17 protein-coding genes are annotated in these 15,385 nt (G+C 62.9%); 13 read left to right on the top strand and 4 right to left on the bottom strand.

All coding sequences use genetic code 11. From position 1 onward, the window contains the following. Positions 1-14 precede the first annotated feature (14 nt). The 3 genes from modB (at position 15) to NKJ32_RS13075 (ending at position 2,251) form a co-directional block, all read left to right on the top strand. Positions 15-719: a molybdate ABC transporter permease subunit gene (gene modB, locus NKJ32_RS13085; protein ID WP_023676699.1), complete on the top strand. Its 705-nt coding sequence runs from the start codon at positions 15-17 to the stop codon at positions 717-719. Further along, positions 716-1,828 carry a molybdenum ABC transporter ATP-binding protein gene (modC, locus tag NKJ32_RS13080; protein WP_352755790.1) on the top strand — a complete coding sequence of 371 codons (1,113 nt, stop codon included), beginning with the start codon at positions 716-718 and terminating at the stop codon, positions 1,826-1,828. The genes modB and modC overlap by 4 nt, the downstream gene beginning before the upstream one ends. 81 nt (positions 1,829-1,909) lie before the next feature. After that, positions 1,910-2,251, top strand: coding sequence for a winged helix-turn-helix domain-containing protein (locus NKJ32_RS13075; protein ID WP_023676697.1), 342 nt, complete (start codon positions 1,910-1,912; stop codon positions 2,249-2,251). A 33-nt stretch (positions 2,252-2,284) separates the two neighbouring features. Here the strand turns inward: NKJ32_RS13075 and cobF are convergent, their stop codons facing one another. Further along, positions 2,285-3,058 (bottom strand): precorrin-6A synthase (deacetylating), encoded by a 774-nt coding sequence (cobF, locus tag NKJ32_RS13070; protein ID WP_352680226.1) that lies wholly within the window; start codon positions 3,056-3,058, stop codon positions 2,285-2,287. Positions 3,059-3,199: 141 nt separating this feature from the next. Here cobF and NKJ32_RS13065 point away from each other — a divergent pair, with 141 nt between their 5' ends. The 5 genes from NKJ32_RS13065 (at position 3,200) to NKJ32_RS13045 (ending at position 8,611) form a co-directional block, all read left to right on the top strand. Then, on the top strand, positions 3,200-4,210 hold the full coding sequence (locus tag NKJ32_RS13065) for a DUF4424 domain-containing protein (protein ID WP_352699301.1): 1,011 nt from the start codon (positions 3,200-3,202) through the stop codon (positions 4,208-4,210). Next, entirely contained in the window at positions 4,210-4,728 is a 519-nt protein-coding gene (locus NKJ32_RS13060; protein WP_023676694.1) for a dihydrofolate reductase, read from the top strand. The genes NKJ32_RS13065 and NKJ32_RS13060 overlap by 1 nt, the downstream gene beginning before the upstream one ends. A gap of 162 nt (positions 4,729-4,890) precedes the next feature. Beyond that, entirely contained in the window at positions 4,891-5,985 is a 1,095-nt protein-coding gene (gene hflK / locus NKJ32_RS13055) for an FtsH protease activity modulator HflK (RefSeq protein ID WP_023676693.1), read from the top strand. Next, a complete protein-coding gene (hflC, locus tag NKJ32_RS13050) occupies positions 5,985-6,947 on the top strand; it encodes a protease modulator HflC (RefSeq protein ID WP_352699303.1) in 963 nt (320 codons plus the stop codon). Before hflK ends, hflC begins: the two co-directional genes overlap by 1 nt. A 146-nt stretch (positions 6,948-7,093) precedes the next feature. Further along, the gene (locus tag NKJ32_RS13045; RefSeq protein ID WP_352575150.1) at positions 7,094-8,611 is read left to right on the top strand and encodes a DegQ family serine endoprotease; all 1,518 of its coding nucleotides are present in this window, start codon (positions 7,094-7,096) and stop codon (positions 8,609-8,611) included. Positions 8,612-8,658: 47 nt separating this feature from the next. Here NKJ32_RS13045 and NKJ32_RS13040 read toward each other — a convergent pair whose 3' ends face one another. Continuing rightward, complete coding sequence (locus tag NKJ32_RS13040) at positions 8,659-9,231, bottom strand: GNAT family N-acetyltransferase (RefSeq protein WP_023676690.1); 573 nt, start codon at positions 9,229-9,231, stop codon at positions 8,659-8,661. Then, positions 9,228-10,115 carry a phosphoserine phosphatase SerB gene (gene serB, locus NKJ32_RS13035; protein WP_023676799.1) on the bottom strand — a complete coding sequence of 296 codons (888 nt, stop codon included), beginning with the start codon at positions 10,113-10,115 and terminating at the stop codon, positions 9,228-9,230. Before serB ends, NKJ32_RS13040 begins: the two co-directional genes overlap by 4 nt. On the opposite strand from serB, the gene miaA reads away from it, so the two are divergent. The 3 genes from miaA (at position 10,105) to NKJ32_RS13020 (ending at position 12,491) form a co-directional block, all read left to right on the top strand. Beyond that, a complete protein-coding gene (gene miaA / locus NKJ32_RS13030; protein WP_352456562.1) occupies positions 10,105-11,073 on the top strand; it encodes a tRNA (adenosine(37)-N6)-dimethylallyltransferase MiaA in 969 nt (322 codons plus the stop codon). The genes serB and miaA overlap by 11 nt on opposite strands. A 104-nt stretch (positions 11,074-11,177) precedes the next feature. After that, positions 11,178-11,972 (top strand): GGDEF domain-containing protein, encoded by a 795-nt coding sequence (locus tag NKJ32_RS13025; RefSeq protein ID WP_023676688.1) that lies wholly within the window; start codon positions 11,178-11,180, stop codon positions 11,970-11,972. Positions 11,973-12,104: 132 nt separating this feature from the next. Then, a complete protein-coding gene (locus NKJ32_RS13020; RefSeq protein ID WP_352570437.1) occupies positions 12,105-12,491 on the top strand; it encodes an ester cyclase in 387 nt (128 codons plus the stop codon). Positions 12,492-12,527: 36 nt separating this feature from the next. On the opposite strand, the gene NKJ32_RS13015 is transcribed toward NKJ32_RS13020, so the two are convergent. Then, a complete protein-coding gene (locus NKJ32_RS13015) occupies positions 12,528-14,354 on the bottom strand; it encodes an ATP-binding protein (protein ID WP_352570436.1) in 1,827 nt (608 codons plus the stop codon). 150 nt (positions 14,355-14,504) lie between these two features. Between NKJ32_RS13015 and NKJ32_RS13010 the strand changes: the two genes are divergently transcribed. Then, positions 14,505-15,071 (top strand): helix-turn-helix domain-containing protein, encoded by a 567-nt coding sequence (locus NKJ32_RS13010; RefSeq protein WP_352570435.1) that lies wholly within the window; start codon positions 14,505-14,507, stop codon positions 15,069-15,071. A 1-nt stretch (position 15,072) separates the two neighbouring features. After that, a complete protein-coding gene (locus tag NKJ32_RS13005) occupies positions 15,073-15,384 on the top strand; it encodes a hypothetical protein (RefSeq protein ID WP_352570433.1) in 312 nt (103 codons plus the stop codon). Position 15,385 lies beyond the last annotated feature (1 nt).

Here is a 15,385-nt window from a genome sequence, read left to right as displayed (position 1 = left end):
GTACGGCACCGCACATGAACTGGCTGCTGGATCTCGCTCCCGACGAATGGAATGCGGTCCGGCTGTCGATCAAGGTGGCGACCGTGGCGATGATTGCCAGCCTGCCGCCGGGCATTCTGATCGCTCTTGTGCTTGCCCGCGGCCAGTTCTGGGGCAAGACGCTGCTCAATGGTCTGGTGCATCTGCCGCTGATCCTGCCGCCGGTGGTGACCGGCTATTTGCTGCTTTTGACTTTCGGCAAACGTGGTCCGGCCGGCGCTTTCCTGGCCGAACATTTCGGCATCGTTTTTTCCTTCCGCTGGACTGGCGCCGCGCTCGCCTGCGGCGTGATGGGCTTTCCGCTGATGGTGCGGGCCATCCGGCTGTCTATCGAGGCCGTCGACCGCAAAATCGAGGCGGCCGCCGGCACGCTCGGCGCCAATCCGCTATGGGTATTCGGCACGATCACGCTGCCGCTTATCCTGCCCGGCCTGATCGCCGGTGCGATCCTCTCCTTCGCCAAGGCGATGGGCGAATTCGGCGCGACGATCACCTTTGTCTCCAACATTCCGAACGAGACGCAGACGCTACCGTCGGCGATCTACACTTTCACGCAGGTTCCCGGCGGCGACGCCGGCGCGCTCAGGCTGACGCTGATCTCGATCGTCATCTCGATGGCGGCACTTGTTGCCTCGGAAGTGCTGGCGCGGCGCGTCGGCCGGCGGATGGACATCGAATGACGGTTCAGGTCGACATCAGCCACCGGCTTGGCGATTTCACCGTCAATGCCCGCTTCGAAAGCGCCGGGCGGCTGACTGCGCTGTTCGGGCCTTCCGGCTCCGGAAAGACGACGCTGATCAATTTGATTGCCGGGCTGATCCGCCCCGACAAAGGTCGTATCGCGGCAGAGGGCCGCGTGCTGGTCGATAGCGATGCCGGTCTGTTCGTGCCGAAGCACAAACGGCGGATCGGTATGGTGTTCCAGGATGCGCGGCTGTTTCCGCATATGAGCGTGGCGAGCAATCTGCGCTATGGCCGCTGGTTCACGCCGGCTGCTGAGCGTTACGCGGATATCGATGGCGTGGTCGAACTGCTCGGGATCGGCCATTTGCTCGACCGGCGGCCGGCAAAACTCTCCGGTGGCGAGAAGCAGCGTGTGGCAATCGGCAGGGCGCTGCTTGCCAGTCCGAAATTGCTGCTGATGGACGAGCCGCTGGCTTCGCTCGACGAGGGGCGCAAGGCCGAGATCTTGCCTTATATCGAGCGGCTGCGCGACGAGACGAAAATCCCGATCGTCTATGTCAGCCACTCGATCGCCGAAGTGGCGCGGCTGGCGAGCGACGTCGTGGTGCTGATGCAAGGAAAGGTCGCCGCTTCCGGTCCGACCGGAGCGATCATGCAGCGTCTGGATCTATTGCCGGCCGAAGAGCGCGGCGAGGGCGGTGCCGTGCTGGATACCGCGGTTCTGCGCCACGACGAAGCCTTTGGCATGACGGTGCTAGGCTCATTGGCGGGCGATATCCGGGTGCCGCTTCTGGCAACGCCAGCCGGTGCGCCGGTGCGCGTCCGCATCCGTGCCCGCGACGTGATGATCGCCACCGAGCAGCCGGTTGGCCTCAGCGCGCTCAACATATTGCCGGGCACGATCGTGGCGATAGAGCCGGGCGAAGGGCCTACGGTCGAGATTGGCCTCGACTGCAATGGCGCAACCGTGCTTGCCCGCATCACCGAACAGTCGCGGCAGACACTGGGGCTTCGGCTTGGTCGACAGGTCTTCGCCGTGGTCAAGACGGTGAGCTTCGACCGGGCGAATACCGGCGCCGGCCTGCCCGCCGAGGCGGATGAGTGAACGGCCGATGATTCGCTATATCGTTTTGGAATAGCGGTATCGCTGCAGAACTTGTAGAATAGCGTGACCGCGGAGGAGCAAATGCCGTCGCTGAGTTTGCGGATAAATCTCGATCCAGATGGCCGCATCGGACCGGGCAAGATCGAGCTTCTGGAACAGATCGCCGCCTTCGGCTCGATTTCGGCCGCGGCACGCGGCATGGAGATGTCCTACAAGCACGCCTGGGATCTGGTCGAAGACATGAACCGCGTGTTCGGCAAGCCGCTGGTTGCGGCACAGACGGGCGGCAAAAAAGGCGGTGGCGCCCAGTTGACGTCGGTCGGGCTTGCTGTGGTCAGCCGCTTCCGCGCGATCGAGCGGGCTGCGTCTTCAGCAGCGGCGGCGCATATGGAGGCGCTGCAGGCCGAGATCGACGCAGCGTGACGCCGGCGGAATTCATGCCGCGTGTGATCCCTGTTACTTCTTAGGCTCGCCCGGCTTGCGCAGCAGATAGGTGTCCATGATCCAGCCTTTTTTCCGGCGGGCCTGCTCACGGGTGCTCACGATCTTGTCGCCGACGTCGCCAATCCGGCCCGAGATGACGATCTCGTCGGGCGTCCCGAGATAGGCGCCCCAGTGGACGGTGACGTCGTTGTCGTCCAGCGTGTTGAAGGCGCATTTGCCGTCCAGCATGACGATGGTGCTGCCGGCGTTTTCGGGCAGACCTTCCTCGGCGAGCCGGCGGCCGGTGGTGATCAAAATGGCGTCGCCGATCCGGTTCAATGCCATTTTATGGCTGGCTGCGAGTGCCTGGATGGCGGTGATGCCAGGGATGACCTCCAGCTCGAACGCTACATTGCCTCTGAGGCGCACGCGCTCGAGGATGCGCAGCGCACTGTCGTAGAGCGACGGATCGCCCCAGATCAGGAAGGCGCCGCAGCCATCTTCAGGGAGTTCGTCGCGGATCAGGCCTTCGTAGATCGCGGCGATCGCCTCGTGCCAGTCGTCGACGGTCGAGCGGTAGGAAGGCGCCGGCTCGGCGCGCACCGGCACCTCGAATTCGACACGGCGCGAGTTCGGATTAATGACGAAGCGGTCGCAGATCTGGCGGCGCAATTCGGCGAGATCGTTCTTCTTGGCGCCCTTGTCGGGAATGAACAGCACGTCGGCCCGATTGAGACCGTTAATGGCCTGGACCGTCATGTGCTCCGGATTGCCGGCGCCGATGCCGATGACGAGAAGCTTGCGCATGGGCGAACTCCTGCCCGATCGGGACCGGCGTGTCTAGACCGACACGACATGCCGGCAGGCGCCGGCGCATTTGCCGAAAGGCTTTGAAACGCCATATTGAACAGCTAGAGTCATATTGGCATTCTCGCCGGGGGAGTTTCCATGTTCCGTTACGTCCTGACCGCAGCCTTGGCGCTCTCGGCTACGCCTGCGCTCGCCAATGATTCGGTCGCCGAACTCGGCACCGGTGGGCTGATCCTTTCGCGCAGCGATGCGGTGGCGATGGAAAGCGAGGATCTCTACATCTCGCCGGAAAAAGTGATGGTCGATTACGTCTTCCGCAACAACACCGACAAGGATGTCGATGCGATCGTCGCCTTTCCGATGCCCGACATCGAAGGCGACCCCGAAGAAATACCGGCGATTCCGGAGGCGCAGAGCGACAATTTCCTCGGCTTCGAAGTGACGATCGACGGGGTGCCGGCAAAGCCGCAACTCGAGCAGAAGGTGTTCGCGCTCGGCATCGACATCGGCGCTGACCTGAAGGCGCAGGGCGTGCCGTTCTATCCGTTCGGCGATGCGGCCAAGGCGGCGCTGGCAAGGCTGCCGCAAGCGGTCGCCGACGACTGGGTCAACCGCGGCATCATCATCGAGGACACTGCCGACGACGGTTCGGGCATGATGACCGTCTATACGCCGTTCTGGCAATTGCGCTCGACCTATTGGTGGCGCTCGACGTTTCCGGCCAACAAGGCGGTCCATGTCTCGCATCGCTACAAGCCGAGCGTCGGCGGCACCTCCTCGGTCAGCTTCTTCTATGACGGCCAGTTCCAGGGTCAGTATGCCGCCTACAAGACACGCTACTGCATGGACGATGCCTTCGAGAATGCCGTGCGCAAGGCAGCCAAGGACGATCCCGACGGCTACCCCAAATATTTCGAGAACCGCATCGCCTATATCCTGACCACGGGCGGCAACTGGGCGTCGGGAAACATCGGCAGTTTCAAGCTGACCGTCGACAAGGGCGATGCGAAGAACCTGGTCTCGTTTTGCGGCGAAAACGTCAGGAAGATCGGACCGACGACGTTCGAGATGAAGGCGCAGAACTTCTACCCCGAGCACGATATCGACATATTGCTGCTGGAGCCATCCGATGGCGGAAACGGCGGCTGATGGACCTCGCGATTTATGTCGCCATCGCCGAGAACGGCGTGATCGGGCGCGAGGGTGGGTTGCCGTGGCGGCTGTCCACCGATCTCAAGCGGTTCAAAGCCGATACGATGGGCAAGCCCATCATCATGGGCCGCAAGACCTATGAAGGCATCGGCCGCCCATTGCCGGGCAGGCTCAACATCGTGGTGACACGAGACAGGGCATGGCGCGCCGAGGGCGTCGAAGTCGCGCACTCGATCGAGGACGCAATCGCGCTGGCGACGGTGCGCGGGCGCTGCATGGCCGGCGCCGACGAGATCTGCGTCATCGGCGGCGGCGAGATCTACGCTCAGGCGCTGCCGTTGGCCGATCGGCTGCACGTGACCCATGTTCTGGCCGCGGTCGACGGCGATGCCCATTTCCCGCCGATCGATCCGGCGCTGTGGCGGATCGTCCGCTCACAGGAGGTGGAGGCTGGCGAAAAGGACAGCCATGCGACACGCTATTCGGTTTACGAGCGGCGCCGCGACGTGCATTGAAGGCGACAAAGGGGTCGCGACAGGTCTAGATGGACCCAAAAGGCGGACAGTGGCGGCAGCCGATCGCGTTGAAAGCGTGCCGCTGCATCCCTATAGAATAATAATATTGGATTTTGCGCCGGTGAGCCGGCGCTTGAGGGAATTCCAAGCGAAAGGACATTCATGCCCTGGAACGACAAGAGCGGCGGCGGCGGCCCGTGGGGCGGCGGCAACAATCAGGGGCCTTGGGGTCAGGGACCAAAAGGACCCAGCGGCCCGCAGGGCTCGCCTCCCGATCTCGAGGATATCATCCGGCGCGGGCAGGACAGGTTGCGGCGCGCGCTGCCGGGCGGCGGTGGCGCGAGCCCTGCCGTGTTCGGGCTGATTGCCGCGGCGCTGGTGGTGCTATGGGCGTTCAAGGCGGTCTACACCGTGCAGCCCGACGAAGTTGCGGTGGAACTCAGGTTCGGCAAGCCGAAGGCGGAGCTGTCGCAGCCTGGCCTGCATTTCCATTGGTGGCCCATCGAAACGGTCGAGACCGCCAACATCGCCGAGCAGCTTGTCAGTATCGGCGGCGGCAGTTCCAGCGGCAATGGCCTGATGCTTTCCGGCGACCAGAACATCGTCAATGTGCAGTTCTCTGTGGCCTATCAGGTCTCCGATCCTAAGGCCTATCTGTTCGACGTGTCCGACCCGGACGGCATGCTGCAGCAGGTCGCCGAAAGCGCGATGCGCGAAGCGGTCGGCCGGCGCCCGGCGCAAGACATTTTCCGCGACGACCGGCAAGGCATCGCGGCGTCGGTGCGTGAGATCATCCAGACGACGCTGGACGGTTACAAGGCCGGCCTCAACGTCAACGCCATTTCGATCGAGGACGCCGCGCCACCGCGCGAGGTGGCAGACGCGTTCGACGAGGTGCAGCGCGCCGAGCAGGACGAGGACAAGTTCGTCGAGCAGGCCAATCAGTATTCCAATCAGAAGCTCGGCCAGGCACGCGGTGCGGCCGCACAGATCCGCGAAGACGCGGCCGCCTACAAAAACCGGGTCGTGCAGGAGGCCGAAGGCGAGGCGCAGCGCTTCATCTCGGTTTATGACGAATATGCCAAGGCGCCGGAGGTGACGCGCAAGCGACTCTACCTGGAAACGATGGAGCGGGTGCTGAAGGATTCGAGCAAGGTCATCGTCGAGCAAGGCAACGGGCAAGGGGTCGTTCCCTACCTGCCGCTGCCGGCATTGCAGCAGAAGGCGCCGGCACCGGCCACCGGAGGAAACCAGTGATGGCCAACCGTCTTCCCGTCATTGCGGTCATCGCCGCGGTCATCCTGTTCCTGCTCTATTCGTCGGTCTTCGTCGTCAATGCGCGCCAGCAGGCGCTGGTGCTCAGGTTCGGCGAAATCGTCGACGTCAAGAACCAGCCGGGCATCTATTTCAAGGCGCCATTCTCCTTCTTCGATGCCGACACCGTCCAGCTGATCGAAAACAGGGTCCTGCGCTTCGACCTCGACAACATCCGCGTCCAGGTTTCGGGCGGCAAGTTCTATGAGGTCGATGCCTTTATCGCCTATCGTATCTCGGATCCGCGCGTGTTCCGCGCCGCGGTGTCCGGCCAGATCGAACTGGCCGAGGCCCGGCTTAGGACGCGTCTCGACGCCGCCTTGCGCCGCGTTTACGGCCTGCGCGACTTCGAAGCGGCGCTCTCGGAAGAGCGCGCGGTGATGATGCGCGAGGTGCGCGATCAGCTGAGGCCCGATGCCACCTCGCTTGGCCTGCAGATCGAGGATGTCCGCATCCGCCGCACCGATCTCACGGTCGAAGTCTCGCAGCAGACCTTCGATCGCATGAAGGCCGAACGTCTCGCCGAAGCCGAGCGGCTGAGGGCACGAGGCAATGAGGCAGCGCAGCGGATCAGGGCTCGCGCCGACCGCGAAGTGGTCGAAATCGTCGCCGAAGCGCAAAAAGAGTCTGAAATCCTGCGCGGTGAAGGTGAAGCCCAGCGCAGTGCCACGTTTGCCGGGGCCTATCAGCGCGATCCGGCCTTCTTCGATTTCTATCGGTCGATGAATGCCTATGGCACGGCGCTGAACAGCGCCGGAACGACGATGGTGCTGTCGCCGAATTCCGAGTTCTTCCGCTTCTTCCGCGACCCGGACAGCAAGGAAACGCCTGTGGCACCGGCGGCACCAGCGCCAGCACCTGCCGCTCCCGCCCCACCGGCAGCGCAGCCAAGCACCGGCCAGTAGGGCCGGTGCAGGGATAGCCGGCGTAACAGAGGATTTATTCTCTGGCGGTAGCCATAGCCGCAAACGTGCCTTATTTCTTGCCAACATGACGCGGACCGGCATTTTTGCCGAAGCGGTTTTTTTTCAGAACACCCGGAGGCCTTTCGATGACATCCACCACCCTTCTGCGTGCAGCGAGGCGGACGTTCATCGCCGGGGCCGCTGCGCTTCTGGTCGGCGCCGTTGCCGTTCCGTCGTTCGTGGCGCCGACGATGGCAGCCGACGGGCCGCCCTCGGTTGCCGATCTCGCCGCCGGCCTGCTTGGCGCCGTGGTCAACATCTCGACGTCGCAGACTGTTAAAGGCACTGAGGGGCCGGGCGCAGTGCCGATGCCGCAGCTGCCGGAGGGCTCGCCCTTCCAGGACTTCTTCGACGATTTCTTCAAGAACCGTGGCGGCGACAAGGGCGGCGGCGGGCAAAAGGTGCAGTCGCTGGGCTCCGGCTTCGTGGTCGACGCCGAGCAGGGCATCGTGGTGACCAACAACCACGTCATTGCCGATGCCGACGACATCGAGGTGAATTTCTCCGATGGGGTGACGCTCAAGGCGACGCTGGTCGGCACCGACACCAAGACCGATGTCGCGGTGCTGAAGGTCGATCCGAAAGGGCACAAGCTGACGGCGGTGAAGTTCGGCGATTCCAACACGATGCGTGTCGGCGACTGGGTGATGGCGATCGGCAATCCGTTCGGTCTCGGCGGCACGGTGACGGTCGGCATCGTCTCGGCACGCAATCGCGACATCAATTCCGGCCCGTATGACGACTTCATCCAGACCGATGCCGCGATCAACCGCGGCAATTCCGGCGGACCGCTGTTCAACAGCAGCGGCGAGGTCATCGGCATCAACACGGCAATCATCTCGCCATCGGGCGGCTCGATCGGCATCGGCTTCTCGATCCCGTCGCAGCTTGCCTCGGGCGTCGTCGACCAGCTTCGCCAGTTCGGCGAGACGCGGCGCGGCTGGCTCGGCGTGCGCATCCAGCCGGTGACCGACGACATTGCCGAAAGCCTGGGCATGGCGACCGCCAAGGGCGCGCTGGTCGCCGGCGTCATCAAGGGCGGGCCGGTCGACAACGGCACAATCCAGGCCGGCGACGTCATCATCAAATTCGACGGCAAGGACATCCATGAAATGCGCGACCTGCCGCGCGTCGTGGCGGAGAGCCCGGTCGGCAAGGCGGTCGACGTGATCATCGTGCGCAAAGGGGTCGAGCAGACCGTCAAGGTGACGCTCGGCCGGCTCGAGGACGGCGAAAAGCTTGCCAGCGGCGGTGAAAACGGCAACACCGACCAGGACGATGCCGACAAGGCGCCTGCGGTTTCGACGGCTGCCGTGCTCGGCATGACGATCGGCGAGCTCAATGAGGAGACGCGCACGAAGTTCGGCATTGCCGCCGACGTCTCCGGCGTCGTCGTGACCGACGTCTCCAAGGATTCGGCGGCTGCCGAACGCGGCATCCAGCCGGGCGAAGTGATCACCGAGATCGCGCAGGAATCGGTCGCAACGCCCAAGGACGTCATGGACCGGATCGGCGCGCTGAAGGAGCAGGGGCGCAAGAACGCGCTTTTGATGCTGGCGTCGAAGACCGGCGAGCTGAGGTTTGTGACAATCCGGATGGATTGAGTCCGGAAGAGCCTGCAACACTCTGATCTTGAAACGAAAAAGGGCGGCTAGCGGGCCGCCCTTTTTCTTGCCTGCCAGTCTGTGCGTGGCAGCCTGTAGAAGACATGTCGCCTGAGTGCGGTGTGGCTGTCCGGAACACCGGGATGGTCGAAGTCGGAGGCCGGGTCGGCGATCATGCCCAGGCGCTCCATGACGGCAGTGGACCGGCTGTTATCCTTGACTGCGAAGGACACGATTTCGTCGAGGCCAAGTCTTTCAAAGCCATAGGTCAGCCAGGCTTCGGCTGCTTCGGTGACATAGCCGCGGCCCCAGAATTCGGGTGCCAGCCGCCAGCCGATCTCGATCGTGCCGGGCGGCAGGAATGGCAAATGATCGGTTCGGGTTATGCCGACGAAGCCGATGCATTCACCTGTGGCTGCGATCTCAGCGGCCGCGAAGCCGAAGCCGTCGCGATCGATAGCCGCGCGCAACTCCTCCATCTTGGCGTCCGACTGGGCACGGTCGCGCCGAAACGGAAAGAATTCCATGACGCGCTCGTCGGAATTGATGCGATGGAAGAGCTCGCGGTCACGATCTCCCCAGTTGCGCAGGATCAGGCGCTCGGTGCGGATCGGCGTCATTCGACAAATTCCTCCCGGCGATAACCCTGCAGATAAAGCAAGGCGGTGAGGTCGCCGTGGTCGATGCGGATCTTTGCCTCGGCTGCCACGGCCGGCTTGGCATGCAAGGCGACGCCGATGCCGGCAAGACGGATCATGTCGAGATCGTTGGCGCCGTCGCCGACGGCAATGGCATCGGCAGGCGTCAGGCCGAGGCGGGCGGAAATCTCGATAAGGGCTTCGGCCTTGGCGGCGCGGCCGAGGATCGGTTCGGCGACCAAGCCGGTGAAGCGGCGATCCTGCTCGATCAGGCGGTTGGCGCGATTTTCGTGAAAGCCGAGCAATGCTGCGATGCGGGTGGTGAAGATGTCGAAACCACCGGAGATCAGCGCCGTCCAGGCGCCATTGGCCGCCATTGTCTGGACGAGCGTGCGGCCGCCGGAGGCTAGCGTCAGGCGATTGTCGATGATGCGGTCGATGATTGCGGCATCGAGATCCTTGAGCAGCGCCACACGCTCGCGCAAGGCCGGCTCGAATGCGATCTCGCCGTTCATCGATCGCGCCGTGATGGCGGCGACGCGATCCTTGACGCCGATCTCGTCGGCAAGCTCGTCGATGCATTCCTGGTCGATCATTGTCGAATCCATGTCGGCGATCAGGATCTTCTTGCGCCTGTTCTCAGCCGGCTGGACGGCCACGTCGATCGGTTCGGAAGCAAGCGCGGCCTGCAGGCGCGCCGTTATTTCGGAAGCGTCGGCGGTCTCCGGCAAGTCGAGTTCGCAGGCGATGCCTTCGGCCAGCCAGCGAACAGCGCTTGCGCCGACCGACCGCGAGGCCATATTCGCTAGCGTCGGCGTCAATGCGCGGCCGGCGGGATGGGATAGAAGCGTGGCGATCAGCGGCATCGAAAATTCCAGCGGACAGGCGGGCGAAGGCCGCGTGAAGAACGCGATCCTGATAGCCGGGCCGACCGCCAGCGGCAAGTCGGCGCTCGCACTCGACCTCGCCGAGCGCAATGGCGGTGTCATCGTCAACACCGATTCTATGCAAGGCTATTCGGTGCTCGACGTGCTGACGGCGCGGCCTGGTCCTGCCGAACTCGCCCGCGTCCCCCACTTTCTTTATGGACACGTCGATCCGTCCACCGCCTATTCCACCGGCGCCTGGTTGCGTGATGTCACGAAGCTCATCGACGACGGCACGCTCTCGGAGCGGCCAGTGATTTTCGTCGGCGGTACCGGGCTTTATTTCCGGGCGCTCACGGAAGGTATCTCGGAGATGCCCGACATTCCGAAGTCGATCCGCGATCGCTGGCGCTACGAGCTCCAGGAACAGGGCGCAGTGAGATTGCACCGCATCCTGTTGCGCGAGGATTCTGCGGCCGGCATGATGCTTAAGCCGACGGATGGCCAGCGCATCGTGCGGGCGCTGGAGGTGCTCGACGCGTCGGGGCGTTCCATCCTGGACTGGCAGGCCGCGCGTGGCCGGCCGTTGATCGACAGGAGCAGCGCGCGCTTTTTCGTCATCGAGCCGGAGCGAGCGGCGCTGGTGGAGCGGATCGATGCTCGCTTCGACCGCATGCTGGACAAGGGGGCACTGGACGAGGTGAAACAGCTTTCAGCGCTCGGCCTCGATCCCGACCTGCCGGCGATGAAAGCAATCGGTGTTCGCGAGCTTCAGGCCGCGCTGGCCGGCGCCTTCAGTTTTCCCGAGGCCATCGAGCGCGCGAAAATCGCGACGCGGCAATATGCCAAACGGCAGGCGACCTGGTTCAGGCACCAATTGGGCCCGGAATGGCAGAGATTGCGTCCTGGTGAGGGGATCGACTCGATGCTCTCACTCCCTCATTCGAGCGCAACCTGAAAAGTCGACACCGAGGGGACATTTCGCGTTGAAGTTGTCCAGGTTAACTGTCCGTAAGTTCCCGCATGCCATAAGATCGTTACGAACTTTCCAACGGGGAGCAGATGCGTTTCCACAAGGCGGAATCAGCCTTTTTCGTCTTTATTTTTGTGATCCTGGCCGCCGGCCTGGTGACGCTTTACGCCTATGGGCTCCTGCAAACCCTGGCCGCCGACATTAGCAATACGCCTTCGGAACTCGATGAAATCGTCTATCTCAACAAGCTGCTGTTTGCGACGGGCGTGCTGCTGGCGACTGCGCTGTTCTTCGGCATTTTCTTCATCTACCCGCTGATCCGAAAGCAGGCGACGGAAGAAGGCAAGCTGCGCGCCATGACCGTTTCGCTCAGCGCGCGTTCGGAAACGCTGGAGCATGCGGCGCTCACCGACAGCCTCACCGGCATGCAGAACCGGCGTTATTTCGACGATGCGCTGAAGGAATATCTCGAAGAGTTCCGTCGCATCGAGAAACCAGTAGGGCTGATGATCCTCGACCTCGACCATTTCAAGCAGGTCAACGACAGCCACGGTCACGATGTCGGCGACGAGGTGTTGCGGGCGGTCGCCAACTGTCTCAAGGACATGACACGCTATCACGACGTGGTGGCGCGCCTGGGCGGCGAGGAGTTCGCGGTGGTCACGCCCAATATGGACGCCGAGCTGCTATCCAAATTCGCGGAGCGCATCCGCAAGGCGATCGCCAACATGTCGGTGCTGACGGGCAATGTCCGACTGAAAATCACCACCAGCGTCGGGCTTGCCGTCTGGGATCGCAAGGAAACCGCCGAGGAGTTCTATCGCCGCGCCGATCGCCAGCTCTATGAGGCGAAGAGGCAAGGGCGCAACCGCGTGTGTGCCTGAAATTCCGTCATTGAATTCCTGATGCCGGCCGTCTGGTATCGTTTTCTGCGTTTCCGGTGCACGCAGACCGACGTCACCCAGTCAAGCTGAGATGCTGCCTTTGCGGGGCTTGCCGGAAATAGAGGTGTTGCCGTGACTAAATCCGATCTCTCCGATCTTTACCGAGGCTATATTGCATGCCTGAACAAGCAGGATTGGCCAAATCTGGGGCGGTTTGTTCATGATGAAGTGACCCACAACGGTCGCAAGCTCGGATTGTCCGGCTATCTCGAAATGTTGGTGAGAGACTTCGACGAAATTCCGGACCTTTACTTCGACATTCAGCTATTGGTTGCCGATCCGCCTTATGTAGCGAGCCGGCTAAGCTTCGACTGCGCGCCAAGGGGAACGTTCCTTGGGCTCGATGTAAGCGGGAAGAGAATTTCGTTTGCCGAGAACGTATTTTATGAGTTTCAGAGAGGGAAAATTCGCCAGGTGTGGTCAGTTATAGACAAGACAGCCATCGAAACTCAGCTTTGACATCTGCGAGCGCTGCCTAAAAGTCGCTCGGCTCAATCATTCTGGGGGACGCAGGCCGAAGGTCGCCGGCTTGAGGCCGTAGCGCAAGTCGAAATCGTCGTTCCGCTGGGTGCGTGCGGCCGACGGCTTGCGATAGTCCGAATCGCCGGCCTGCCGGCCCTGATCGACGACTTCCGCGAAAGGCATTGCCTGCTGTGATTTCGGCACGTTGCGCAGCCGTTCGACGATCGCCACGAGGTCGACCTCGTCGCCGGTTTCGGACCGCAAGGCGTCCGCGCGCTTGGCGGTGCCGGGGATCAAATCCTCTGAGAGCTTTTCGAACTTCATCCGCATCGTCGTCGCCACGCCTTCCCCGAAGGCAATGGCCTCGCGCTGGCCCATGGAAGACAGGAACGCCAGCGTCGAAGCCGAGGAGTCGGCGATCGCTGAGCGGATGATCGCCTGGTCCTGCTCGTTGGCGAGCCGCATGGCAAAGAACGTCGAGCACTGCGACAGGATGGTCGGGTCGAGTTCGCCCGGGCGCTGGGTGACGACGCCGAGATAACAGCCATATTTGCGGCCTTCCTTGGCGATGCGCGACAGCGCGTGCCGCGTCGGCGCGAAACCGAGGCGCGGATCGGCCGGCATATAGCGATGCGCTTCCTCGCACAGGAAGAGCAGCCGCAGGCGGCCTTCGCTCCACAACGCCAGGTCGAAGGCCAGCCGCGCCAGCACCGAGCATACGGAATTGACCACCTCGGACGGCATGCCGGCCATTTCGAAGCAGGTCACAGGGCGGCCGTGATGCGGCACGCGGAAGATGTTGCCGATCGTCTCGTGGATGGTGTCCTCGATCAGGCGCGAGTTGAACATGAAACGGTAGCGCGGATCGGATGCCGCCGATTCGATACGTGTCTTCAGTGACCTGAGGGTCGGGCGATCGTTCTTGCTTTCCAGCAGCCCCATGCGCTCGTCGACCAGCTTGATGAGGTCGGCAATGCGATAGGGCACCGGCGCGTCTGCGGTCAGCGCATCGGTGCTGCGCCGTAGATAGTTGCCGGAGTTCGGATTGCGGTAGAGGTTCTTGGCCGCGGGGATGAGATCGCGCAAGGCGTCGACCTCTTCCGGGACCGTCTCGCGGCCGCGAAACAGCACCTCGGCAAATTCCTCGAGCTTGAACATCCAGAAGGGCAGGTCGAGCGTCGTCGAATCGACCCTGACGCAATATTCGGGCAACGACGCGGCGAACTCGTTGTGTGGATCGAGGATGAGCACGCGCAGGTCGGGCCGGGCGGCGATCGATTTGCGCAAGAGCAGCGACACGGCGGTCGATTTGCCAACCCCGGTGGTGCCGACAATGGCGAAATGGCGCGCCAGCGTATCGTCGATGGCGATATTGGCGTCGATGGCCTCGTCCTGCGACAGCGTGCCGATGGTGATCGAATGACGACCGGCGAGATCGTAGACGGCCTGCAGGTCGCGGCTGCGGATACGATGGGCAATGGCGCCGATATGCGGGTAGGTTGTGATGCCACGGTCGAAGATCGGCTTCGCGCCGGGTCCGGCACCGTCGCGCACCTCGCCGATCAATTCGATGCTGACCTCGATCGGATTCTGGCCCTCGCTGCTCCAGGCACGATCCGACTTGGCGATTTCATAGACCAGGCCGACGGTTCGTGATGTACCGAGATTGATCGAGATCATCTTGCCGACGCTCCACAGGCCGGTGACCGTGCCTTCGATATCGTCGGCATAGGCGCTGATGGTGGCGCGCGCGCCGTCGCATTGCACGACATTGCCCAGAATGCGCTTGTCGTTCTGCTCCGCCCTGCGGCGCTCCAGCAAAGTCGGTTCCCCAATGGAGGCTTCGCGTTCAACGAGCATGGACACGCCGATCCCTTTTCCCAAGCGATGAGCCTAGGCGAACGGGGTTAAGGTGGGATGAGGCCGGATGGTTTAGCGGACATTAAGGAGTGTGCGAAAAATGGATGAAACGGCCGTTGCTCCGTAGAAAAATTTCGATATATTGGATTAATGGATGATATAGCGAACGACATCTCCTCGACCATCGGCAGAAGAATACATGCCGAAAGAGTGGCTCGAGGCTGGTCCCTGGCAGAGCTGGCGGAGCGGTCCGATGTTTCGAAAGCCATGCTGAGCACGGTAGAACGCGGCATGACCAGCCCGACGGCGGCACTCCTTGTGCGCATTGCGGCCGCCTTCGGCATGACGCTGTCCACATTGATCGCAAGGGCGGAATTGCAGGGCGGTGGCCTGCTTCGCGAACGTGACCAGCCGCTCTGGCGCGATCCGGCTACGGGTTATGTGCGGCGGCATCTTTCGCCGGTCGCCGACATGCCCCTCGAACTGATCCGGATCCAGTTGCCGGCCGGCGCCAAGGTAAGTTTCCCGGCGGCGTCCTATGCCTTCATTAGGCAACAGATATGGCTGATCTCCGGGCGGCTGGAATTCACCGAGGGGGACATCGTTCACCGGCTCGAACCCGGCGACTGCCTGGCGCTCGGCGCGCCATCCGATTGCGTCTTTCACGCTCCGGGGCCGGACGCCGCCGACTATCTGGTTGCGTTGGCCAGGAGCTGAGGTGAAGGCGCGCCGTCCGAAACGCTCCGACAATGGCGGTCCGCCGCTCGACGACTATAACGGTCCGCCCTGGGGCAAGGGTGAGCCCTATGTGTTTCTTGCCTGGCGGACCGCCCATGCCCAGGCGTGGAAAGCGCCGAGCCGCGAGATCATGCTGATGCGGCTGGACAAGGCCGAGCGGCTGGGCCTGACCTATGAGGAATACACGCTCGAACTGCTGGAACGCGGGCGACATCTGCAAGAGGAAGACGCCGATCGCATCGCGGAAATCCGGCGGGCCAGGAAGCGGAAGCGGACCAGTCATTTCGATTGAC

The organism is Mesorhizobium sp. M0159 (assembly GCF_040322295.1).
Classification (GTDB): domain Bacteria; phylum Pseudomonadota; class Alphaproteobacteria; order Rhizobiales; family Rhizobiaceae; genus Mesorhizobium.
The sequence above is the reverse complement of the archived record's forward strand: the minus strand, read 5'-3'. Positions and strand labels throughout refer to the sequence as shown.